The following is a 23,400-nucleotide window of genomic DNA, read 5'->3' as shown; positions in this document are numbered from 1 at the left end:
GCAACCCCTGCGGCGCGGCAGGCGCATCCCCGTCCGGCTGGTGGCTGGTCACCGTGGCTCCGCCGCGAGGGACGTCACTGTCACATTGCGCGCGGTGCCGCGCCGGCGCATGAGGTCCAGCGCGGTGTCCGGGTCCGCGACGTGCACGTGGACGCGCCACGTGTACCCGTTCTCGTTCTCACTGACCGCGCTGACGATCACACTGTCCCCGGCGTCGTCGAGCTCGTGGCGCAGTTCGGCGGCGTCCAGGGCGGAGAGGTCCATGGTGCCCATGACCTCGTACCCCTCCGAGGGCTCCTGCTCGTCACTCGTGAGCGGCAGCGCGTGGTCCCGGACGATGTCCTGCACGGGGTCCGCGGCCGAGTCCTCCCCGCTGAGTTCGGTGCGCAGCGCCGCGAGGATGACGAGCATGCCGAGCGCGCCGGAATCCACCGTGCCGCGTTCACTGAGCACCGGAATCTGGTCCACGGTGTCGATCACGGCCTGCGTGGCGGCCCGCACCATGAGGTCCAGCCACTCGACGAGCTGCTGATTGGACCCTTCCGCGGCGGTGTCCGGGACGGGTACCTCCCCGGCGGCCTGCAGGACGGAGATCATGGTCCCCGGAACGGGCTCGGTGAGTGCGGACCAGCACCGGACCTGGGCTGCCATGAGCGCCGCCTTGAGCTGCGCGGCGGTCAGCCGCACGCAACCCTCCACCGCCTGGCCCATGGCGGTCAACGCCACCGCGGCCAGTACGCCGGAGTTCCCGCGGGCCTGCTCGAGGGCGGCCTGGCCCGCGTAGACGAGCAGTTCGCCCACGTCCCTGCCCTCGATCAGGTGCGCGGCCTCCGCCGCGAATCCCACCGTGGCGCTGAGGTTCGCCCCGGTGTCCGCGTCCGCGACGGGGAAGACGTTGAGATCGTCTAGGACGTCCGCGTGCTCGCGCAGCCGACGGTGCGCGGCGTCGAGCCAGTTGCGTATCTCGGTGGTGGACGAGCCGGCTCTATGGCTCAAAGTGATCCCATCCTTCGACGACGTCGCGACCGAACCACTGCCGTGGGCTCCGGCCCGCAATGGTCACGGTGCCGCGCTCGTGGCGCCGCTGCCGTGCTCCGTTCCCTGCTGACGAGCCACCGCCCCGGGGGCCGTCCCCGCGGGGCAAGGGCGCACACGAGCCTATCGCACGGACCCCGGACGGCAACGGGGAATCCACAGGGAGCACGGCGAGCAGACCGTGGTCCTCACCCCCCGTGAGCACCCACTGCCACGGGTCCACCCCAACGGCCTCCCCCGCGTGGGCGAGCGTGTGCACCGCGGGTTCCAGGGCCTGCGGGTCCAGGTCGATGCTCACGCCGCTCGCTCGTGCGATCCGGCGGACATCGCGCAACAGACCGTCCGAGATGTCGAGCATGGCGATCGCCCCCGCCCGAGCGAGTTCCGCCCCCACGGAAACGGGCGGGGCCGGTCGCAGTTGGGCGCGGTGCAGCGCGGTCCGTTCGGGCTCGGGGACGCCGTCCCAGCGCCCCGGCACGGGGGTCTGCAGGGCGTCCAGTCCGGCCGCCGCGCGGCCGAGCACGCCCACGTGCACGAGGGTCCCGCCCCGTCCGGCCCCACTGCGCAGTACGGGCTCACCCTCGAGCCTGCCCAGGACCGTGGCCGTGACGGACAGTTCCCGCCCCCACCCGAGGTCCCCGCCCACGAGCGCGCACTCCGCCGCGCCCAGTTCACCGAAGGCCCGCGAGAGTCCCGCCGCGAACTCGGAAACCCATGCGACCTGGGTCTCCCCCGGCATGGTGAGGGACACGACCATGGCCGTGGGCACGGCCCCCATGGCGGCGATATCCGCGAGGTTCTGCGCGGCGCACTTGTGCCCCACGTCCGCGCCGGTGGTGCGGTAACCGCACGGCCACACGATCGCGAAGTCCTGGTCCACGGTCAGCGTGTCCGTGGTGACCACGACCCGCTCGCCGGGGGCCGCGATCACGGCGCAGTCGTCCCCGGGTCCCACCAGGACGTGCGGTCCGTCCGTGGTGGCGCCCGGGAGGAACGCGTCCAGCAGCTCGGTCTCGCTGAGCTGGGACACGGTGGTCCCGGGCGGGGCGGCGGGCTCGTGCGTCATGTCCCTTACACTAGCGAGCCACTCCGACGGGCACAGTCACCGAACTCCCGGGTGCAGCACCTATCCTGGGTGCCATGATTCCCCCGGCCTCGCAGCACCCGTCCACGCCCACATCCGCCGCGCAGGCCCCCGGGACTCGACCGCGGCTGCGCGGCGTCATACGGGGCGCAGGGCACGCCGCCGCCGCGGGGCGCGGGAGGGCGCGACCGTCGTCGTCCCGCCGCCGCGTGGCCGGCGCGGCTGTGGTGGGTGCGCTCGTGCTCACCGGGTGCGGTTCGACCGTGACCGTGGACGGCGCCCCGGACAACGCCAACCCCGACTGCGCGTCCGTGATGCTCGCGATGCCCGAGTCGGTGAGCGGGATGGATCAGCGGGAGACCTCGAGCCAGGGCACCACGGCCTACGGGGACCCGTCGGCCATGATCGTGCGCTGCGGCGCGGAGGAACCGGGACCCACCACGGACCCGTGCACGAACGTCAACGGCGTGGACTGGCTGATCTCCGAGGTGCCGGATCAGAAGGACCAGTGGCGCGCGGTGACCTACGGCCGTTCCCCCGCGGTGGAGGTGCTCTTCGACAGCAGCCGCGTGCCATCCTCGACCGCGCTCGTGGACACGGGATCCGCCATGCAGAACATCGAGCAGACCCGGCAGTGCCTGTCCGTCAAGGACACCCTGGAGCAGCAGGGCCGCCCCTAGAAGGCGGCCTCACTCGACCGCGACCTCCACCCGGGCCCACGAGTTGTTCACGTAACCCTTGGGGTTCCACAGCGCTCGCGGTGACTCCGGCTGGCACGCGCCGGTGCTGTCCCACGCACGGGCCATCAGGACGTGGGACCCGGCCCCGGTCACCGGGACGAATGCCTCCCAGTGCTGCCACGCCCACGGGGAGGCCGCCGCATCCAGCTCGGCCTGGTGCCACGTGCGCCCGTCGTCCCCGGAGACGTCCACGCGCGCCACCGTGCGATCGTCCCCCGCGTACGCGTACCCGGTGACGCGCACCGGACCGCCCGGAACGTGCTCGTGCTCCTCCGGGCTCAGGATGTCGCAGTTCAACGCGACGGATCCCAGACTGATGCCGTCCCCCGGCCCGGCGTGATCCGGGTCCGCCCCGGGCGGCAGGACGCGATAGGCCGTGGCCTGGAAGTAGTTCTCGGACGGGTCCGCGCGCACCGTGATCCCGCGCAACCACTTGACGCTGCGCGCCCCCACGTACCCGGGGACGACGACGCGCACGGGCGCCCCGTGCACCACGGGCAGGGGTTCGCCGTTCATCGCCCACGCGAGCAGCACCTCGGACGACAACGCCTTGGCGAGCGGGATCGACCCGCCGTAGGCCTGCGGGGGATCAGCGAGGTCGGAGACGTCCGAGGCCGTGAACTCCACGTGCCGGGCGCCGTCCGCGACACCGACCGACCGCAGGACGTCGCACAATCGAGCCCCGGTCCACGGCGCGGTGGAGGTGGCCCCGGGTCCCCACGGGTCCTCCCCCGGGATGTCTCGCACGGGCAGGAAACCGGCACGGCGATTGCCCGCGCACTGCATCGTGGCCGTGAGCGTGTGGTGCGTGAACTCCTCCCGCAACCGTTCCTGCGTGAAGCTCGCGGACTCGTCGACGAGCCCGTCGACCGTGACCGCCCAGTCCCCGGGGTCGTTCTCGGGCACCGGGCCGTGATTGCGCACGTAGAAGGAATCGGGGGTCGTGATCGGATCGTGGAGTCCCGACCGGGGTGGTTCCGCGTTGTACGGGTCGGTCTCGTGGACGATCATGTCATCGCGTTTGTGCCACACGGGGTGCCCCTTCCGACCCCGGCGTTCACGCGACCCTCACGCGGCGTGCGTGGGCGGATTCAGCGCAGCCCCACGGGCCGTTCGAGCGCCAGGGTGATCAACTCGTCGATCAGTGCACTGTACTGCAGCCCGCTCGCGTCCCACATGCGCGGGTACATGGAGATGGGGGTGAACCCGGGCATGGTGTTGATCTCGTTGATGATCACGCGGTGATCGGGCGTCACGAAGAAGTCGCAGCGTGCAAGCCCCTCACCGTCCACGGCGTGGAACGCGCGCACCGCCTCGCGGCGCAGCGTGTCGATCACGTCCTCCGGGAGCTTCGCGGGGCACGAAAGTGCAGCGCCGTCGTCCTCAAGGTACTTGGCCTCGAAGTCGTAGAACGCGTGACCCTGCACCTCGATCTCCCCGGGCAGGGACGCGCGGGCATCGTCGGTGCCGTGGCCACCCAGGACGGCGCACTCGATCTCACGGCCGTCGATGCCCGCCTCGATCACGAGCTTGCGGTCGTGTTCGCGCGCGGTCTCGATGGCCGCGTCCAGTCCGGAGGGGTCGTCCACCCGGGTGATCCCGAAGGACGACCCGGCGCGCGCGGGCTTGACGAAGACCGGGAAGCCCAGCTCGGCGACGGCGCGGTGCACGCCCTGCGGGTTGGTGCGCCACGTGCGGTCGTGGACCACGGTGTACGGACCCACCTCGAGTCCGGCGGCCTGGAACGCGAGCTTCATGAAGTGCTTGTCCATCCCGATCGCCGAGGCCGCCACGCCGCACCCCACGTACGGCAGGTCCGCGAGCTCGAGCAGCCCCTGCAGGGTCCCGTCCTCACCGAACGGACCGTGCAGCAACGGGAAGACGATGTCCACGTGGCGGCCGCGGGTCAGGGCGGCACCGTGCTCGTCCGAATCGTGGATCAGCAGCCGGCTGTCCCCCGTCTGCAGGGGCAGGCTCACTCGTCGCCGCCCCACGGGCAGCTGCGCCATGGGCTGCTCGTCCAGCAGCGCCTCGAGTTCCTCCTGGGAGTACAGGAACCATGCGCCGTCCGTGGAGATCCCCACACTCACCACGTCCCACGTGTCACGGTCGATGGCCCGCAGTACCGAGCGCGCCGTGATGAGGGAGACGGAATGTTCCGACGAGCGCCCGCCGAACACGACCGCGACACACGGCTTACTGCCCGCGGCGGTGGACTCGGGGTTCTCGTGGGTGGTGCTCATGCGCTGTTCCCTTCGGATTTCAGATCGCGGCCCAACAGCCTGGGCGCCAGTTCGTGGACCGGAACGTCGTTGCGCAGCACGCTCACCACGGCCTCCGTGATGGGCATGTCCACGCCGTGATGGCGCGCGAGGGCGAGGACCGCGGGGGCGGACTTGATCCCCTCCGCGGTCTGGGTCATGGCGTCCTGCACCTGCTCGAGGCTCAGTCCGGCCCCCAGGAGCCTACCGGCCGTGTGGTTGCGGGACAGGGAGGACGAGCACGTGGCCACGAGGTCGCCCATCCCGGACAACCCCGACAAGGTGGTCAGGTCGCCGCCCAGCGCCAGGGCCAGCCGTGTGGTCTCGGCCAGGCCGCGCGTCATGACCGAAGCTTTGGAGTTGTCCCCGTAGCCGCGGCCGTCGCAGATCCCCACGCACAGGGCGATCACGTTCTTCACGAGACCGCCGATCTCGGTGCCGATCACGTCCGTGTTCGTGTAGGGCCGGAAATAGGGTGCGGCACAGCAGCGCGCAACCCACGCGGCGGTGTCGTGAGCGGTGGCCGCGACCACGGACGCCGTGGGTTCCTCCCGCGCGATCTCCATGGCCAGGTTGGGCCCCGAGAGCACGCACGTGCGCCGGGCCCACTCCTCCGTGGTGCGCTGCGTGTGTTCGGCGAGCACCTGAGCGATCACCTGGGTCATCCGCAGCCCGGTCCCGGATTCGAGTCCCTTGGCCAGGGACAGGATCACGGCCTCCGGTTCCACGTACGACGCCGCCGCGCCCAGTTGCGCGCGCAGCGATTGGGCGGGGATCGCGGCGACCACGAGGTCCGCTCCCGCGAGCGCCGAGCGCAGGTCGCTCGAGTACTCGAGGGTTTCCGGTAGCTCGATCTCCGGGACGTAACGGTCGTTGCGGTGCTCGCGGGCGATCCGCTGCATCGACTCGGGATCGCGGCCCCACAGACACACGGTGCGCTGGGCGCCGGCATCCGCGGCGGCGTCCGCGAGGACCTTGGCGAACGTGGTGCCCCACGAACCCGCTCCCAGCACGGTGACCTTGCGGGGACCGTTCGGATCCGGCGTCACGGGGCCACCTTCCCGGCTCGCGGGTCGAAGAGCTCGCGCGGTGCTTCTTCTTGCCGCAACTCACCCAGCAGATCGGTGATCGCACCCATGATGGATTCGGTGGCCTTCGTGAGCTCGTCGGAAGACGGATGACCAGGGCGCTGGAGACCGCCGGGGACGAGGTCCTCCGGGTGCATCGGCTCTCCCACGAGCACGTCCACGCGCTTACGGGGCCACAGGCTCACCGTGCGGTGACCGCTGGGGTCCCGGTACAGGATCTCCTGGTCCCCCCAGTGCGCCATGGGCACCACCGGGACGCCGGCCTTGAGCGCGAGACGAGCGGCTCCCGTGCGCCCGCGCATGGGCCACATCTCGGTGTCCAGCGTGATGGTGCCCTCCGGATAGACGATTACGGCGCCGCCGCTGTCGAGTTCGGCCAGGGCGGCCACCAAGGAGTCCTTGGCGCGCGAGGTTCCTCGGTACACGGGGACCTGCCCGATCTTCGCGATGATGGTGCCCACCACCGGGACCCGGAACAACGACTCCTTGGCCAGGAACCGCGGCATGATCCCGGACGCGTACACCGGGTAGGCCACGGTGATCGGATCGAGCTCCGTGAGATGGTTGGCCACCACCACGAAACCGCCGGAGTCCGGGAAGTTCTCCCGGCCACGCCAGTGGGATCTGGCGAACAGTCGGTAGACGGGGATCACCGTCCCCGCGAGGACGCGGAACGTTGAACGCTGCGAGGTCCTACTCATCCGGGCTGTCACTCCTTGCTGGACGGATTGCAGTTCCCTCGATCGGGTGAGCCGTGCGGTGCGGGCGGGGGCTCACCGCTCGTCGACGGTGAAGTTCGCGCCCAGCCCACCCAGTTTGTCGGTGAAGTGCTCGTAGCCGCGCTTGATCAGTTCCACACCGGTCACGTGCGAGACGCCCTCCGCGGACAGCGCCGCGATCAGGTGGGAGAACCCGCCGCGCAGGTCCGGGATGTGGATGTCGGTGGCATGCAACGGCGTGGGGCCGGAGATCACGGCGGAATGCAGGAAGTTGCGCTGCCCGAAGCGGCACGGCACCGAGCCCAGGCACTCGCGGTGCAACTGGATCACGGCGCCCATGCGGTTGAGCGCGCGCGTGAAGCCGAAACGGTTCTCGTACACAGTCTCGTGCACGATCGACACGCCCTTGGCCTGGGTCAACACGACCACGAGCGGTTGCTGCCAGTCGGTCATGAATCCGGGGTGCACGTCCGTCTCCACGATCAGGGGGTTGAGGTCCCCGCCCGGGTGATAGAAGCGGATGCCGTCCTCGCGGATGTCCAGCCCACCGCCCACCTTGCGGAAGGTGTTGAGGAAGGTCATCATATCCGGCTGCTTGGCGCCGGCCACGAAGATGTCACCACCGGTGGCCAGTGCCGCGGAACCCCACGACGCCGCTTCCATGCGGTCGGGCAGCGCGCTGTGCACGTACCCCGTGAGTTCAGGAACGCCCTCGATGCGGATCACACGGTCCGTCTGCACGGTGATGAGCGCGCCCATCTTCTGCAGGATCGCGATCAGGTCCATGATCTCGGGCTCGGTCGCGGCACCGCGCAGCTCGGTGTGGCCCTCGGCACGCGTGGCGGAGAGCAGCACCTGTTCCGTGGCCCCCACGGACGGGTACGGCAAGTCGATCTTGGCGCCCTGCAACCCGTGCGGTGCACTCATCCGGATCCCCGAATCGAGCTTCTCCACCTTGGCGCCGAAATTGCGCAGCACCTCGAGGTGGTAGTTGATGGGGCGGTCACCGATCCGGCACCCGCCCAGGTCCGGGATGAACGCCTCTCCCAGGGCGTGCAACAGCGGGCCGCACAGCAGAATCGGGATCCGCGAGTCGCCGGCGTGGGCGTCGATGTCCGCATGGCGGGCACGAGTCACGTTGGTGGGGTCGAGCGTCAACTCACCCCGGGCGTCGTCGCGCGTGACCTCCACACCGTGCAGGCTCAGCAGGTCCGTGACGACCTTGACGTCCTTGATCTCCGGCACGTTGCCCAGCGTGGAAGGAGTGGAGCCGAGCAGCGCGGCCACCATAGCCTTGGGAACCAGGTTCTTGGCGCCGCGTACCGTCACCTGACCCGACAGCGGAACGCCGCCGGTGATGCGCAAAGAAGTCATGACCTACCGATCTGCGGGAAGGGATCTCCCGGGCGCGGAACACGCACGGGACCTCGACATTCTACCGGCTCGAACCGCTGATCGGTCCAGCCGCCACTCAGGTTCGGGCGGGCAGCGTGGTGGGCTTGAACGCGGGGCGGGTGCGCTCGTACGCATCGATGTCCGCCTCATGCTGCAGGGTCAACCCGATGTCGTCGAGACCCTCCATGAGCCGCCAGCGGGTGTAGTCGTCGATCTGGAAGGGCACCGTCACGGGCCCGCACATGACGGTGCGCGACTCCAGGTCCACCTGGATCTCCACGCCGGGCTGCTCCTCCATGAGCTTCCACAGCAACTCCACGTCCGACTGGTCCACCTGAGCCGCAAGCAATCCCTGCTTGCCCGAGTTGCCGCGGAAGATGTCCGCGAAACGGGAGGAGATCACGGCCTTGAACCCGTAGTCGCGCAGCGCCCACACGGCGTGCTCGCGCGACGACCCCGTACCGAAGTCCGCGCCGGCCACGAGCACGGAAGCGTTGCGGTACTCGGGCTGGTTGAGCACGAACTCGGGGTTCTTGCGCCATCCGGCGAACAGGGCGTCGTCGAAACCGGTCTTGGTGATGCGCTTGAGATAAACGGCGGGGATGATCTGGTCGGTATCCACGTTTGACTGCTTGAGCGGGGCACCCACGCCCCGGTGGGTGGTGAACTTCTCCATGGCTGTGTCCTTTTCTGGTGGTGTACGTCGCGGCGGGTTGCGGGGCTCAGGCCACCGGCTCGAGGTCCGACGGCGCGCTGAGGGTCCCCCGCACGGCCGTGGCCGCCGCGACCACCGGTGACACCAGGTGGGTGCGCCCGCCCTTGCCCTGGCGCCCCTCGAAGTTGCGGTTGGACGTGGAGGCGCAGCGCTCCCCCGGCGCCAACTGGTCCGGATTCATCCCGAGGCACATGGAGCATCCCGCGAAGCGCCAGTCCGCGCCGAAGTCCGTGAACACCTTGTCCAGCCCCTCGGCCTCGGCCTGCAAGCGCACCTTGGCGGAACCGGGGACAACCATGACCCGCACGTTCTCGGCCTTGCTGCGGCCCTTGACGATCGCCGCGGCGGCCCGCAGGTCCTCGATGCGGGAGTTGGTGCACGAGCCCAGGAACACGGTGTCCACGGGGATCTGCTTCATGGGTGTTCCGGCTTCCAGGCCCATGTACTCGAGGGCGCGCCGCGCGGCGTCCTTGGCGTTGTCGTCCCCGGCGTCCTCTGGATCCGGGACCGCCTGGGACAGCGGCACGCCCTGACCCGGGTTGGTGCCCCACGTGACGAACGGCTCCAGTTCATCCGCGTTGATGAACACTTCGCGGTCGAACGTGGCGCCCTCGTCCGTGTGCAGGGTCTTCCAATACTCCACGGCGGCGACCCAGTCCTCACCCTGCGGCGCGTGCGGGCGGCCCTCGACGTAGTCGAACGTGGTTCGGTCCGGCGCGATCATCCCCGCCCGCGCACCCGCCTCGATCGACATGTTGCAGATCGTCATGCGCGCTTCCATGGACAGGGAGCGGATCGCGGACCCGCGGTACTCGAGCACGTGACCCTGCCCGCCGCCCGTGCCGATCTTGGCGATCACGGCCAGGATGATGTCCTTGGAACTGACCCCCGGCTTGAGCGTGCCCTCCACATTGATGGCCATGGTCTTGAACGGTGCGAGCGAGAGGGTCTGGGTGGCCATGACGTGCTCCACCTCGGACGTGCCGATCCCGAACGCGAGCGCCCCGAAGGCTCCGTGCGTGGATGTGTGGGAGTCACCGCACACCACGGTCATCCCCGGCTGGGTCAGCCCCAGCTGCGGACCCACCACGTGCACGATCCCCTGTTCGGCGTCCCCCAGGGAGTGCAGCCGCACACCGAATTCCTCGCAGTTGCGGCGCAGCGTCTCGATCTGCTTGCGGGAGGTCTCGTCCGCGATGGTCGAGAAGATGTTTTCGGTGGGCGTGTTGTGATCCTCGGTCGCGATCGTCAGATCGGTGCGCCGCAGTCCGCGTCCGGCCAGCCGCAGGCCTTCGAAGGCCTGGGGGCTCGTGACCTCGTGGAGCAGGTGGAGGTCGATGTAGATCAGGTCGGGGCGTCCGGCCTCGCCCTGGCGCACCAAGTGGTCGTTCCACACCTTCTCCGCCAGCGTCCGCGGCGCGGTGGTCTGTGTGCTCGTCATCTCGTCACTCCTGCTCGTGTCCTGGCGTGCGGTGGACGACGCCGCGTGGGCGGCGTTCGCGCGTCCCGCACGTGACCGTTGCCATCATGGTCATCGCTCGCGGCGAGCAGTTCCACTCCTCGGACTTGCTTCTCGCATTGTGAGACGGCAATATCAAGGCATGGACACGACGCACGCGATGGATCCTTCCGGAGCCCCCCTGGGCTCTCCCCTGGGCGGCCGAGGGACGGGCTCGGGCATGCCCGAGGAGTCCTCGTTCTCCCCCTCCGGCGTGGGGGTCATCGACAAGGCCTCCCTCATCCTGGACGCCCTCGAGGCCGGTGCGGCCTCCCTCGCGGATCTCGTGGAGACCACGGGGCTCGCGCGACCCACCGCCCACCGGCTCGCGGTGGCGCTCGCCCATCACCGGTTCGTGGGCCGGGACGTGCACGGGCGCTTCGTCCTCGGGTCCCGCCTCGTGGAGCTCGCCTCGGCCGCTGGTGAGGACCGACTGATCTCTGCCGCGGCCCCCGTGCTCCTGCAGTTGCGGGACAGTACCGGTGAGTCCTCCCAGGTGTTCCGCCGCCAGGGCGAGTGGCGCGTGTGCGTGGCCTCGGCCGAACGGCCCATCGGCTTGCGCGACACGATCCCCGTGGGCACCCAGTTGTCCATGAAGGCGGGCTCCGCCGCGCAGGTGCTCGTGGCGTGGGAGGACCACGCGCGCCTGATCGAGGGGCTGCATCACGCGCGGTTCTCCGCCACGACCCTTGCCGGGGTACGACGCCGCGGCTGGGCCCAGTCGATCGGCGAACGCGAACCGGGGATCGCCTCGGTCTCCGCGCCCGTGCGTGGACCCTCGGGCAGGGTGATCGCCGCGGTGTCCATCTCGGGACCCATCGAACGCCTGTCCAAGCAGCCCGGTCGGAAGCACGCGGACATCGTGGTCCAGGCGGCCCGGCACCTCACGGAGGCCGTGCGCGTCAGCGCCGCGTGAGCCCGTGGGCGCAACCCGGGCCGGGCGCATCGGCAAGGGTGAGCCCCGAGCACGCCGTGCAGGTCAGCGCCGCGTGAGCGCCGCCCGTGCCACGGCCCCGGTGAACTCGCGGTGCGCCTCGAGTTCGTGTTCCACCGGGGCCTGGACCGTCTCCTCGGCGGTCGTGCGGACGGAACGCTGCAAGCGACGTCGTACCCGCGAGGCCCGGACACGGGACGCGAGCGACGCGATCACCGCGCCCGTGAGCGCGAGGAAGAGCGCGAGCACGACCCCCGCGAGCACCATGAGCGTGGGCATGGGTAGTGGGAAGCCCTCGACCGTGGGTGGCGGGGGCAGGGGGATCTGGAAGTACTCGGCCAGGAACAGACCCAGCAACCACAACAGACCGAGCACCGTGACGAGCATGGCGAGCCACTGCAGGACGTCGAAGACGATCCACCACCAGGACGCCCCGCGCGCGGAGAACTTGGTGCGTGCGACGGCTTGGTCCAGCGCGTCCGGCAACCGCTGTTCGTTGCTGCGGGCGGCGCCACGGATGCTGCGCCGCCACGGCTCCCCGGCGCCCTGGGAGATATCGTCCGCGAAACCGCGCACGGCGGAGTCCGCGGCGGCCTTCTGGGACGCGTTCATGGGCGGCAGGGACGTGCGGTGCACCCCGGGGTCCGAGTGCTTGTCATGGCTCTCGATGTGCAGGCGCTTGAGCGGGTCCTTGCGCAGGCGGGTGAGCCAACGCGTGGCGATCCACCCGGTGTGCCGCCCCGCGCGCAACCGGTACGAACGGGCCGCGGCGTCCGCGACCAGGTCGATGCCGGCGGCACGCGCGAGCCCGGCGGTGAGCCGTTCACTCGCGTCCTTGGTGATCCCGCGCGGATCGCCCTCCCCCGCGGCGCGCGCGAGTTCCCCGGCGCTGTGGATGACGTCCGCCTCGAGCCGCTGCCCGGCGGCGGCGCGTTGGGCGGCCACGGCGTGGATCCGGTCCCGCAGCTGCGGGACACCCTGACCCGTGAGAGCGGAGACGGCCACGGGCGCGCTCGGCCCGGTCGCGGGGAGACCGTCCTGCGCCACGAGTTCCGTGAGCGATGCGAGCACCGAAGGGACGTCCCGCTCATCGAGCCGGTCCGCCTGGTTGAGCGCGACCATGGTCACGGCGCCGTGGCGCGCAAGCGGCTGCACGAAGTCCTGGTGCAACACCGCGTCCGCGTACTTCTGGGGGTCCACGACCCACACGACCACGTCCACGAGACCGACCATGCGCTGGACGATCTGCCGGTGTTCCCGCGTCACGGAGTCGAAGTCCGGCAGGTCCAGCAGCACGAGCCCACCGCTCGTGGTGCTCGCCTTGCGCCCGCGCCCGGTGGACGTGCTCAGCGCGGGACCCACGACCCTGCGGTCAGCGACGTCGAGCCAGTCGAGCAGCGGCTGGCTGCCCTCATCCCCCCAGATCGCGGCGAGCGGTGCGGAGGTCGTGGGTCGGCGCGCCGCACTACGGGCGAGGTCCTGACCGACCACGGCGTTGAACAGGGAGGACTTGCCGGAGCCCGTGGCGCCGAAGAAGCCCACCACGGTGTGGTCCGCGGACAGCGCCCGGCGCTGCGCGGCGCGCTCGAGGGTCTCCCGCGCACCCCGGATCACCTCGGCGTCCAGGCGACCCTCCGCGATCTCCACGGCCTGCGCAAGTCCGGAGATCCGATCGGGCAGGGACACGTCCTGGTCCCGGGAACGCGGGCTCACAGGGCCTCACTCTCTGCGCGCACGCGGGCGGCCGCTGCGTGCAGTTGCTCGGCCGAGGGGTGCTCCCCGAGTTCGTCGATCGTGTCCAGGAACTGCTTGGCCCGACCGGCCAGCATCGTCCGAATCCGGGTCTCCAGGTTCTTGCGCGCCTGGTCGCTCATCCGGCGCACGGCGTCCTCACCGAAGACCGCCTCGAGCAGTTTGGTCCCCACGACACCCGAACCACCCGCGATCCCGACCTCCAGGCCGGTCAGCCCGCCCGTGGTCGAGAACACGGCGATCATGAGGATCACGGCGAGCGCGTTCACGCCCAGCGACATTGCGCGGGCCCGCGTGCGCTTGCCCGCGCCTTCCTGCTGGATCATGAGCATGACGTCCGACTGCCACGACCGGATGCTCTCCGCGACCTGGTCGGGGAAGTCCGGTGGCAGGGCGGCCGCATCCCGGCCCGCGAGCAACACCTGTCCGGCGGGCTCGTCACGCCAGCGCCGCTCGGCGGATTCCGCGGCACGGGCCGTGTTCTCCACGATCACGGCCTGCAGACCCGATTCGATGGCTTCCTCCACGCGCACCTCGGGTGCGGGCTGGCCCTTGAAGAACGCGGTCATCCGGTCCCGGACCCGCCCGATTCCCGCCTCGAGGCTGCGGAAGAACTCGCCGGTTCCCACGAAGTCCTGCCAGCGCGCGAGCACCTCACCGCGCAACAGGGTCCCGTCCCGAGTGGAGTCGATGATCGCGCGCAGCGCCTCGTCGAAGGACGTGGTCACCTCGCGGCGCAGGTGCTCCTCCGTGTGCTGCTGGCCCGCCACGGCCTCCGCGGTGCGGTCGGTCGTGTCCGCGAGTTCCCGCACCGCACCCCCGAGGGTGCGCGCGGCGATCTCCGAGCGGGCCTGCGCGTCCGCGCCGAGCGTCTCGAGCCACTCACGCAGCGGTTCCACGGCGGCCGGGGGCAGCATGCGCAGCTCGTTGAGCGGGGACTCCTCGACCACGAAGATGGGGGCGCCACCCAGTCCCTCCTCATTGAGCATCCGCCGCAGGTCCTCCTCGATCTCCGCGGCCGACGACGCCTGCACCCGGTCCAGCACCACGGCCACCGTGATGTCGCGCCCCGCAGCGTTGCGCAGCAGCTGCCACGGCACGGCGTCCGCGTAGCGATTGGCGGTCGTGACGAACAGCCACAGGTCCGCGGCGGAGAGCAACTGGGCGGCCAGGGCCCGGTTATTGTCCGAGACGGAATCTACGTCCGGGGCGTCCAGGATCGCGAGGCCCTTGGGGATGTTCTGGTCCGCGAGCAACACGAGGGACCCAATGTCCTCCACGGCCGTCCCACCGTCGTCGGGCGCCGGCGCGGGGCGAGAGGGATCCACGAGGGTCCCCTGGACCCGGGCCAGGTGCGGCAGCACACGCTGAGTGGTGAACGCCCCGGCGTCGCTCGGGTGATGGATCAGCAGGGGTCTGCGCGTGGTGGGGCGAATGGCCCCGGAGCGTGTGACCGGGTGGCCCACGAGGGCGTTGACCAGGGTTGATTTCCCCGCGCCCGTGGAACCGCCCACCACGGCCAGCAGCGGGGCGTCCAACGAACGGACACGCGGCAGGACGTAGTCGTCCAACTGGGCCACGGCACGAGCCGCGTTCTCGCGCTGTTGCGCCGCGCTCGCCGTGGCGAGCGGCAGGGTCGTGGAGCGCAAGAGCTCGCGCGTGGTCTCGAGGGACTCGATGAGCGGCACGGCCGGTGCGTTCTCGGTGTTCACACGATCATTGTGCCAGTCGTCACGCGGGCGTCGCGGCAGCGCGCCGGGAACGGACGGGAGCAGTGGGTGGCAGACATGCGAAGAGCCCCGGTTTCCGTGGAAACCGAGGCTCTTCCGTAGTGACCCCAGCGGGATTCGAACCCGCGTTACCGCCGTGAGAGGGCGGCGTACTAGGCCGCTATACGATGGGGCCGTGTACTTTCCGTGGACCGCGGTCGGAAACTCGTTCCTGTGCGGTCCCGCGTTGACGCACCAAACGGTAACATCTTCGCGGTATTGCTCCAATTCGGGAAAACCCACCGTGGAACAGCGATGCTCGGTCCGTTCGAACCGTAGTCCGTCCGATGCCATAAAGCGCTGGGATACCAGGACTCGAACCTAGAATGACGGTACCAGAAACCGTTGTGTTGCCAATTACACCATATCCCAATGGTCTCGTTGCCCGCCCGGTCCGCACCGGATCGGCCGCGCAACGAGCAATAACTATACCCGGGGAACCCGCCGCTGCCAAACCGGTCCGCGGGGTGGGGGTCGCCTCCCGGGTGACACCCACCCGTCGCGGACGGATCGCGTTAGGACGCGGCGAGGTGCTCGCGTAGCGCGCGGATGCGCTTGAGCGACGATTCTTTCCCCAGGATTTCGAGGGATTCGAACAGGGGCGGGGAGATCCGCTGGCCGGACACTGCCGTGCGGACCGGGCCGAACGCCAGGCGCGGCTTGATCCCCAGGCCATCCACGATCGCCTCGCGCAGGGCGATCTCAATCTTCTCGGCCGAGAACTCCTCCAGCGACTCGAGAGCCGTGAGAGCGGCGTCGAGCACCTGGGGTGCGCTGTCCTTGAGCTGCTTGGCAGCGTCCGGGGCGATCTTGATCTGCTCGTCCGGCAGGAAGAGGAAGCCCAGCAGGCCGGGGGTCTCACCGAGCAGGTTCATGCGCTCCTGCACGAGCGGGGCGGCCCGATCCAGGACGTCGTTCTCCTTCTCGGTCAGGGTCTCCCCCACGAGGCCGGCAGAGCGCAGGTACGGGATCAGCCGGTCCCGGAAGTCCCGGGGGTCCAGCATGCGCACGTGCGTGCCGTTGATCGCCGTGGCCTTCTTGAGGTCGAAGCGCGCAGGGTTGGCCAGGACGTCGTGGATGTCGAAGTTCGCCACGAGTTGGTCCACGGTGAAGATGTCCTCGTCCGCGGACAGCGACCACCCGAGCAGGGCCAGGTAGTTCAGCAAACCCTCGGGGATGAACCCGTTGTCGCGGTGGTGGAAGAGGTTGGACTCCGGGTCCCGCTTGGAGAGCTTCTTGTTGCCCTCCCCCATGACGTAGGGCAGGTGCCCGAACTCGGGGATGAACTCGGCGACCCCGATGCCCATGAGGGCGCGGTACAGCGCGATCTGCCGGGGCGTGGAGGACAGCAGGTCCTCGCCGCGCAGTACGTGGGTGATCCCCATGAGGGCGTCGTCCACGGGGTTCACGAGTGTGTAGAGCGGCTGGCCGTTCGCGCGGGCCACCACGAAGTCCGGGACCGAGCCCGCCTTGAAGGTGATCTCACCGCGCACGAGGTCCGTGAACGTGATGTCCTCGTCCGGCATGCGCAGGCGCAGCACGGGCTTGCGGCCCTCGGCCCGGAACGCATCCTTCTGCTCCTCTGTGAGGTCGCGATCGAAGTTGTCGTACCCGCGCTTGGGGTCCTCACCCTTGGCACGGTGACGCTGCTCGACCTCCTCGGGCGTGGAGAAGTCCTCGTAGACGTAGCCGCCGGCCACGAGCCGGGTCAAGACGTCCTGGTAGATCTCGCCGCGCTGGGACTGCCGGTAGGGCTCGTGGGGTCCGCCCACGTTGACGCCCTCGTCCCACGTGATGCCCAGCCAGTCCAGGGCGTCCAGGATCTGCTGGAAGCTCTCCTCGGAATCGCGGGCGGCGTCCGTGTCCTCGATCCGGAACACCAGCGTGCCGCCCGTGTGGCGGGCCCACGCCCAGTTGAACAGGGCCGTGCGAATCAGACCCACGTGCGGGGTGCCCGTGGGGGACGGGCAGAAGCGCACGCGCACGGGTGCGTCGGCGGGAACGGTGGGGTGCAAAGTCGCTGCGTCGTCAGTCATGATGCGTTTATTCTACGGGTAGGAGTCATCCCCGCGGCGGGTACGGGGACTGCCCGCGGGGACTGCCCGCGCGGGTGTCGGCGAGCGCTGCCGCACCACCCCGGCCGGTTCCGACGACGGCGCGCCGAGGGACGGCTCGGCAACGCGTGCGCCCCGGGGGTCGTCAGGCGACGGCGCGCCCCGGGGTGGCCCGGGGTGGGCCGGCGGCGCGCCGGGTCAGCGCCGCAGCACCGTGGTGAGCTCGCCGACGCCCTCGACCTGCACGGAGAGCTGATCGCCCTCGTCCACGATCCCGACCCCCGCGGGGGTCCCCGTAAGGATGACGTCACCGGGCAACAGCGTGAAGGCCTCGGACGCGTAGGAGACGAGCGTGGCCACGTCGAAGATCATGTCCCGCGTGTTGCCGTCCTGTTTGAGCTGCCCGTTCACGGTGGAGCGCACGGACAGGGCGGAGGTGTCCAGCTCGGTCTCGATCCACGGGCCGATCGGGCACGCGCCGTCGAACCCCTTGGCCCGGGCCCACTGGCCGTCGGTGCGCTGGGCGTCGCGGGCCGTGAGGTCGTTCGCGGCGGTGTAGCCGAACACAACCTCGGGAACGCGTTCCACGGGAACGTCCTTGCACATGCGCCCGATCACCACGGCGAGCTCGGCCTCGTACGAGACCTCCTCGGTCCAGCTGGGCAGGGTCACGGGATCGCCGGGACCGGACACCGCGGTGTTCGGTTTGAAGAACAGCATGGGAGCGGGCGGTAGCTCGTTGCCGAGCTCCTTCGCGTGCGCTGCGTAATTGCGCCCCACGCACACGATCTTGGAGCGCGGGATCACCGGGGCGAGCAACCGGGCCTCGGACACGGCCACGGTGCGTTCGAGCTCCTGGATCCCCACGTACAGGGGGTCGCCGGTGAGGTACCGCAGCGTCTCGGCGCCGGGTTCCCCGTGCACCGTGCCGAAGTGGATTTCGTTGTCGTGTGTGAACCGTGCGATGCGCATGCTCACAGGCTACACAGCCGCCCCCGGTGCAACCGAGGTCGGACCGGGGGCGGCTGGTCGAACGGGTGGCACGGACCCCGCCACGCGAAGCGTGCCGAGGGAATCACGCCACGTGGATCACGCCAAGCGGGTCAACCAACCGTGCGTGTCCTCCGCCTTACCGGTTTGGATGTCCAGCAACTGCTTGCGGATGGACATGGTCACCTCGCCGGGAGCCGCGTCCTCCGGGCCGATGGTCTCGTCGTGGCTCACGAGCCGCCGCACGGGTGCGATCACCGCGGCCGTGCCGCACGCGAAGACCTCCGTGAGGTGACCCGAGTTCACGCCCTCGCGCCACTCGTCCAGGGTGAAGGCGCGTTCCTCGACCTGCAGCCCGCGCTCCTTGGCCAGCTGGATCACGGAGTCGCGCGTGATCCCCTCGAGGATGGTCCCGGTCAGTTCGGGGGTCACGAGCCGGCCGTCGTCGAAGATGAAGAACACGTTCATGCCACCGAGTTCCTCGACCGCGTCCCCGCGCTCGTGGTCCAGGAAGAGCACCTGGCTGCACCCGTGCGCGTCCCCCTCCATCTGGGCGATCAACGACGCCGCGTAGTTGCCACCGCACTTCGCGGAGCCCGTGCCGCCCTTGCCCGCGCGGGCGTACGTGCGCGAGAGCCAGATGTCCACGGGTTCGACCGTGCCGAAGTAATTGCCCGCCGGGGACGCGATTACGGAGAACAGCGCCTGCCTGGACGGACGCACCCCCAGGAACGGCTCCGTACCGATCATGAACGGACGGATGTAGAGGGACTCGCCCTCCCCGGAAGGAACCCACTTCTCGTCCTGGGCCACGAGCTCGCGGATGGCATCTACAAACGTCTCCTCGGGCAGCGTGGGCAGGGCCAGCCGCTGCGCCGAGCGATTCAGCCGCGCGGCGTTGGCCTCGGGGCGGAAGCTCCACACGGATCCGTCCGCGTGCCGGTAGGCCTTGAGTCCCTCGAAGATCTCCTGGCCGTAGTGCAGCACGGCGGTGGACGGGTCCAGGCTCAGCGGGCCGTACGGCTGCAGCCGTGCGTTGTCCCAGCGGCCGGTGTTCGCTTCCACGTCCCCCTGCCAGTCGATGCACACCATGTGGTCCGTGAAGTGTTTGCCGAAACCGGGGTTCTGCAACACGGCTTCGCGCACCTCATCGGTTGCGGGGTGGGGGTTGAGCTGCTTGACGAATTCAGTGCTCACGGGTGTTCTCCTTCGACGGCGTGCTGCCGGGCATCCCTGCTGAGGCGGTGCGCTGGCACGTGATGATGTGCTCCCAGTATCCCGCCCGCGGTGGCCGGGACGCGGACCTTAGGCGCTGCGCGCACCCAACTGCGCCACGACGTCGTCGCCCACCTGCGACGTGCTGCGCTGCGCGGAACCGTTCGCCTCCAGGTCTGCGCGCACGGCGGCGTTGACCTGTTCCGCGAGATCGGGGTGGCCCAGGTGCTCGAGCATCATGGCGCCCGCGAGGATCGCGGCCGTGGGCTGGGCGGTGCCGGTACCGGCGATGTCCGGGGCGGAGCCGTGGACGGGCTCGAACATGGACGGCGCGGTGCGGTCCGCGTTGATGTTGCCGCTGGGTGCCAGACCGATACCCCCGGTGACCGCGCCGGCCTGGTCGGTGAGGATGTCCCCGAACAGGTTGTCGGTCACGATCACGTCGAAGCGCGCGGGGTCGGTGGTCATGAAGATCGTGGCGGCGTCGATGTGCATGTAGTCCACGGTGACGTCCGGGTACTGCTCCCCGATCTCGTCCACGGTTCGCTGGTAGAGGCGCCCGGCGTTGACCAGGACGTTGTGCTTGTGGACCAGGGTCAGCCGCTTGCGCGTGCGGCTGTTCGCGAGGTCGAACGCGTAGCGCACCAGGCGGCGGACACCGTGGGCGGTGTTCACGGACACCTCGGTCGCGATCTCGTGCTCGGTGCCCGTGCGCAGCGTGCCACCGTTACCCGCGTAGAGCCCCTCGGTGCCCTCGCGCACGACCACGAAGTCGATCTCCCCCGGGTCCGACAGAGGGCTCGTGGCACCGGGGTACAGCACCGCGGGGCGCAGGTTGATGTAGTGGTCGAACCCGAAGCGCAGCTTGAGCAGCAGATCACGTTCGAGGATCCCGGAGGGGATGCGCTTGTCGTTGGGGGCGGCACCCACGGCACCGAACAGGATCGCGTCGTGGGAACGCAACCGTTCCATGGTGTCCTCGTTGAGCACCTCACCGGTCTCGAGCCAGTGCTCGGCGCCGAGCGGGTAGCTCGTCTTCTCGAGGGTCACCCCCGCGGGGCGGGTCACGGCGTCGAGGACCTTGACGGCCTCGGCCACGACCTCCGGGCCGATACCGTCACCGGGCAGGACGGCGATCGAGTGGCTGCGGGCGGGTGCGGAAGGTGACGTCGGACTCATGGAGGCCAGCTTAGGTGCGCCCGCCGCGGCCTTCCACATGGTGAACCCGGGTTTCATATAGCGAGACGAACAGTGGGTGCGAGATCCGCTGACAGCCGACCGACCCGACGACGCTCGGCCGGCCCGCGACGGTCGCTGCGGCGTCGTGCGGACAGGCAACGGCCGGGCCGACCGACGACGACCCGGCCACCGCACCTCGATACCGCAGTACCTCAGTCCTGGAGCGCCTCCGGGGCCTCGTAGCGCGGGAACACGCCGGAGGGCTTGGGCAGTTCGGTCCCCGCGGCGAGCCGCGTCCCCAGGGCCGAGAACTGCCGCGCCTGCCCCTCGGGCTGACCGAGCTGGTCCAGCAGCCTGGCCATGGAATCCGGCATGACCGGCTGCACGAGGATCGCGACGATGCGCAGCACCTCCGCCGTCACGTACAGCACGGTGGCCATCCGTTCCGGATCGGTCTTGCGCAGCACCCACGGCTGCTGCGCCGTGAAGTAGCGGTTGGCCGATGCGATGACCCGCCACACGGTCTCCAGACCGCGGTGGAACGCGAGCTCGTCGAACGCCGCGCGGTAGTCCCCCACCGCCGACTCCGCCTGTTCGAGCATTTCGAGGTCCTCGGCAGTGAAGTCCCGCGGTTCCGGCACCGCGCCCCCGAGGTTCTTGGCGATCATCGAGAGGCTGCGCTGGGCCAGGTTGCCGAGGTCGTTGGCGAGATCCGAGTTGATGCGTCCGGCGATCGCGTCGTGCGAGTAGTTGCCGTCCTGGCCGAACGGGACCTCTCGCAATAGGAAGAAGCGCAACTGGTCCAGCCCGTACTCGCCGATCAGGGCGTGGGGATCGATCACGTTGCCCACGGACTTGGACATCTTCTCGCCCTGGTTGAACAGGAACCCGTGCGCGAAGACCTTCCGGGGCAGCTCGAGCCCTGCGGACATCAGGAACGCCGGCCAGTACACGGCGTGGAAGCGCGCGATGTCCTTTCCGATCAGGTGCACGTCCGCGGGCCAGAACGCCCGGAACAGCTCGGCTTCCGTGTCCGGGTAGCCGAGACCCGTGAGGTAGTTGGTCAGGGCGTCCACCCACACGTACATCACGTGCTCGGGGTTGCCCGGCACGGGCACGCCCCAGTCGAACGTGGCGCGGGAGATGGACAGGTCCTGCAGTCCGCCGCTCACGAAGGACGCGATCTCGTGCGAGCGCGTCTCGGGCTGAACGAACCCGGTGCGGTAGAGCTCGAGCAAGCGGTCCTGGTACGCGGAGAGCCGGAAGAAGTAGCTCTCCTCCTCGGTCCACGTGAGTTCCGTGCCCGTACCGATCGAGTAGCGCTGACCATCCGCGCGCACCTCGGTCTCGTCCTCGGCGTAGTAGGCCTCGTCCCGCACGGAGTACCACCCGGCGTACTTGCCCAGGTAGATGTCCCCGTTGGCCTCCATGCGCCGCCACAGCTCCTGCGACGCCGCGTAGTGGTCCTCGTCCGTGGTGCGGATGAAGCGGTCGTAACCGATCTGCAGTTTGTCGTCCATGGCCAGGAAGCGCGCGGAATTGGCGTCCGCGAGGTCACGAGGGCTCACGCCCAGCTTCTCGGCGGTCTGCTGCATCTTCTGGCCGTGCTCGTCCGTCCCCGTCTGGAAGCGGACGTCGAAGCCGTCCAGCCGCTTGAACCGGGCCAGGGTGTCCGCGGCGATCGCCTCGTAGGCATGGCCGATGTGCGGCGCGCCGTTGGGGTAGGAAATGGCCGTGGTCACGTAGAAGGGAGTCTGCTCAGTCACCCCACCACTCTATCGACCCGCGCACGGTGCCCGTCGCCCTTGAAGTGGGTACGACGCCGCGGTGCCCCTCCCGCGGGAGGGGCACCGCGGCGTCGTCGTCAGTCATGTCACGCTCTGTCGGCGCGGAGGCAACGGAAGGAGGGATCAGCGAGCGGCGGTGCCCTCGGTGTAGTCCTCGTCCGTCTGCTCCCACGCGAACAGCGAGCGCAGCTGGCGGCCCGTTGTCTCGATGGGGTGCTTCTCCTCCTTGGCGCGCAACTCCTTGAACTCGCTGCCGCCGGCGGCCTGGTCCTTCATGAAGCGGTCCGCGAAGACGCCCTCCTGGATGTCCTTGAGAACGTCCTGCATGCGCTCCTTGACGGAGGGGTCGATCACGCGCGGGCCGGAGACGTAGTCGCCGTACTCGGCGGTGTCGGAGATGGACCAGCGCTGCTTGGCGATGCCGCCCTCGACCATGAGGTCCACGATGAGCTTGAGCTCGTGCAGCACCTCGAAGTACGCGATCTCCGGCTGGTAGCCGGCCTCGGTCAGCGTCTCGAAGCCGTACTGGACCAGGTGGGACATGCCGCCGCACAGCACGGCCTGCTCACCGAACAGGTCCGACTCGGTCTCCTCGGTGAAGGTGGTCTTGATGACGCCAGCGCGCGTGCCACCGATGCCCTTGGCGTAGGACAGCGCGAGCTGCAGCGCCTGACCGGACGCATCCACCTCGACGGCCACGAGGTCCGGGACCCCGCGCCCGGCCTCGAACTCGCGGCGCACGGTGTGGCCCGGGCCCTTGGGGGCGACCATGGCCACGTCCACGCCCTCGGGGGCCGTGATGTAACCGAAACGGATGTTGAAGCCGTGCGCGAAGAAGATCGCGTCACCCTCGTCCAGATTGTCCTTGATGGACTCCTCGAACACCTGCGCCTGGACCTGGTCCGGGGTCAGGATCATGATGACGTCCGCTTCCTTGGCGGCCTCGGCCACGGTCAGCACGCGCAGGCCCTGGGCCTCCGCCTTGGCGCGGGACTTGGAGTCCTCGGACAGGCCGATGCGGACGTCCACGCCCGAGTCACGCAGGTTCAGCGCGTGGGCGTGGCCCTGCGAACCGTAGCCGATGATGGCCACGGAGCGGTTCTGGATGATCGACAGGTCGGCGTCGTCGTTGTAGTAGATCTTTGCCATGGGCTTGCTCTATCTCCTTCGAATAGCGGATGGGCA

Annotated in this window: 19 protein-coding genes and 2 tRNA genes; 2 read left to right on the top strand and 19 right to left on the bottom strand. The window is 69.6% G+C overall.

The genetic code is table 11. The annotated features are described in order from the left end of the window. Window positions 1-48: 48 nt before the first annotated feature. On the bottom strand, window positions 49-996 hold the full coding sequence (locus tag RF637_RS06180; protein WP_368844401.1) for a DAK2 domain-containing protein: 948 nt from the start codon (window positions 994-996) through the stop codon (window positions 49-51). Next, window positions 986-2,101 carry a thiamine-phosphate kinase gene (thiL, locus tag RF637_RS06175; RefSeq protein WP_368844400.1) on the bottom strand — a complete coding sequence of 372 codons (1,116 nt, stop codon included), beginning with the start codon at window positions 2,099-2,101 and terminating at the stop codon, window positions 986-988. Before thiL ends, RF637_RS06180 begins: the two co-directional genes overlap by 11 nt. 74 nt (window positions 2,102-2,175) lie before the next feature. Between thiL and RF637_RS06170 the strand changes: the two genes are divergently transcribed. Further along, window positions 2,176-2,799: a DUF3515 family protein gene (locus RF637_RS06170; RefSeq protein ID WP_368844399.1), complete on the top strand. Its 624-nt coding sequence runs from the start codon at window positions 2,176-2,178 to the stop codon at window positions 2,797-2,799. 9 nt (window positions 2,800-2,808) lie between these two features. Here RF637_RS06170 and RF637_RS06165 read toward each other — a convergent pair whose 3' ends face one another. The 7 genes from RF637_RS06165 to leuC all read right to left on the bottom strand — a co-directional run bounded on the left by RF637_RS06165 (window position 2,809) and on the right by leuC (window position 10,478). After that, window positions 2,809-3,891: a sulfite oxidase gene (locus tag RF637_RS06165; protein ID WP_368844398.1), complete on the bottom strand. Its 1,083-nt coding sequence runs from the start codon at window positions 3,889-3,891 to the stop codon at window positions 2,809-2,811. Window positions 3,892-3,950: 59 nt separating this feature from the next. After that, on the bottom strand, window positions 3,951-5,102 hold the full coding sequence (locus RF637_RS06160; RefSeq protein ID WP_085106304.1) for a D-alanine--D-alanine ligase family protein: 1,152 nt from the start codon (window positions 5,100-5,102) through the stop codon (window positions 3,951-3,953). Next, window positions 5,099-6,169 (bottom strand): NAD(P)H-dependent glycerol-3-phosphate dehydrogenase, encoded by a 1,071-nt coding sequence (locus RF637_RS06155; protein ID WP_368844397.1) that lies wholly within the window; start codon window positions 6,167-6,169, stop codon window positions 5,099-5,101. Before RF637_RS06155 ends, RF637_RS06160 begins: the two co-directional genes overlap by 4 nt. After that, a complete protein-coding gene (locus RF637_RS06150) occupies window positions 6,166-6,909 on the bottom strand; it encodes a 1-acyl-sn-glycerol-3-phosphate acyltransferase (RefSeq protein ID WP_144998166.1) in 744 nt (247 codons plus the stop codon). Before RF637_RS06150 ends, RF637_RS06155 begins: the two co-directional genes overlap by 4 nt. 72 nt (window positions 6,910-6,981) lie before the next feature. Further along, window positions 6,982-8,301 carry a UDP-N-acetylglucosamine 1-carboxyvinyltransferase gene (murA, locus tag RF637_RS06145; RefSeq protein WP_368844396.1) on the bottom strand — a complete coding sequence of 440 codons (1,320 nt, stop codon included), beginning with the start codon at window positions 8,299-8,301 and terminating at the stop codon, window positions 6,982-6,984. Between the two features lie 97 nt (window positions 8,302-8,398). Then, entirely contained in the window at window positions 8,399-8,998 is a 600-nt protein-coding gene (gene leuD, locus RF637_RS06140) for a 3-isopropylmalate dehydratase small subunit (RefSeq protein ID WP_368844395.1), read from the bottom strand. Window positions 8,999-9,044: 46 nt separating this feature from the next. Further along, a complete protein-coding gene (leuC, locus tag RF637_RS06135) occupies window positions 9,045-10,478 on the bottom strand; it encodes a 3-isopropylmalate dehydratase large subunit (RefSeq protein ID WP_368844394.1) in 1,434 nt (477 codons plus the stop codon). Between the two features lie 238 nt (window positions 10,479-10,716). Between leuC and RF637_RS06130 the strand changes: the two genes are divergently transcribed. Beyond that, window positions 10,717-11,451 carry an IclR family transcriptional regulator gene (locus RF637_RS06130; protein WP_167319135.1) on the top strand — a complete coding sequence of 245 codons (735 nt, stop codon included), beginning with the start codon at window positions 10,717-10,719 and terminating at the stop codon, window positions 11,449-11,451. Between the two features lie 63 nt (window positions 11,452-11,514). Here RF637_RS06130 and RF637_RS06125 read toward each other — a convergent pair whose 3' ends face one another. From RF637_RS06125 to ilvC, 10 genes are all read right to left on the bottom strand, one after another. Beyond that, window positions 11,515-13,182 (bottom strand): GTPase, encoded by a 1,668-nt coding sequence (locus tag RF637_RS06125; RefSeq protein WP_368844393.1) that lies wholly within the window; start codon window positions 13,180-13,182, stop codon window positions 11,515-11,517. Continuing rightward, window positions 13,179-14,933 (bottom strand): dynamin family protein, encoded by a 1,755-nt coding sequence (locus tag RF637_RS06120; RefSeq protein ID WP_167318373.1) that lies wholly within the window; start codon window positions 14,931-14,933, stop codon window positions 13,179-13,181. The genes RF637_RS06125 and RF637_RS06120 overlap by 4 nt, the downstream gene beginning before the upstream one ends. A gap of 120 nt (window positions 14,934-15,053) precedes the next feature. Beyond that, a tRNA-Glu gene (locus RF637_RS06115) sits at window positions 15,054-15,126 on the bottom strand. Window positions 15,127-15,290: 164 nt separating this feature from the next. Continuing rightward, window positions 15,291-15,362: transfer RNA gene (locus RF637_RS06110), tRNA-Gln, on the bottom strand. A 143-nt stretch (window positions 15,363-15,505) separates the two neighbouring features. Next, entirely contained in the window at window positions 15,506-17,026 is a 1,521-nt protein-coding gene (gltX, locus tag RF637_RS06105; RefSeq protein ID WP_368844392.1) for a glutamate--tRNA ligase, read from the bottom strand. 216 nt (window positions 17,027-17,242) lie between these two features. Beyond that, on the bottom strand, window positions 17,243-18,016 hold the full coding sequence (locus RF637_RS06100) for a fumarylacetoacetate hydrolase family protein (protein WP_368844391.1): 774 nt from the start codon (window positions 18,014-18,016) through the stop codon (window positions 17,243-17,245). Window positions 18,017-18,133: 117 nt separating this feature from the next. After that, window positions 18,134-19,231: a branched-chain amino acid aminotransferase gene (locus RF637_RS06095; protein ID WP_167318372.1), complete on the bottom strand. Its 1,098-nt coding sequence runs from the start codon at window positions 19,229-19,231 to the stop codon at window positions 18,134-18,136. A gap of 108 nt (window positions 19,232-19,339) precedes the next feature. Beyond that, a complete protein-coding gene (locus RF637_RS06090; RefSeq protein WP_368844390.1) occupies window positions 19,340-20,428 on the bottom strand; it encodes a 3-isopropylmalate dehydrogenase in 1,089 nt (362 codons plus the stop codon). 212 nt (window positions 20,429-20,640) lie between these two features. Continuing rightward, window positions 20,641-22,194 carry a methionine--tRNA ligase gene (metG, locus tag RF637_RS06085; protein WP_368844389.1) on the bottom strand — a complete coding sequence of 518 codons (1,554 nt, stop codon included), beginning with the start codon at window positions 22,192-22,194 and terminating at the stop codon, window positions 20,641-20,643. 144 nt (window positions 22,195-22,338) lie between these two features. Beyond that, window positions 22,339-23,364, bottom strand: coding sequence for a ketol-acid reductoisomerase (gene ilvC, locus RF637_RS06080; protein ID WP_368844388.1), 1,026 nt, complete (start codon window positions 23,362-23,364; stop codon window positions 22,339-22,341). Window positions 23,365-23,400: the final 36 nt, after the last annotated feature.

The sequence above is a fragment of the Kocuria sp. CPCC 204721 genome, from assembly GCF_040980945.1.
Lineage (GTDB): Bacteria > Actinomycetota > Actinomycetes > Actinomycetales > Micrococcaceae > Kocuria > Kocuria marina.
This window is presented reverse-complemented; position numbering and strand designations above follow the sequence as displayed.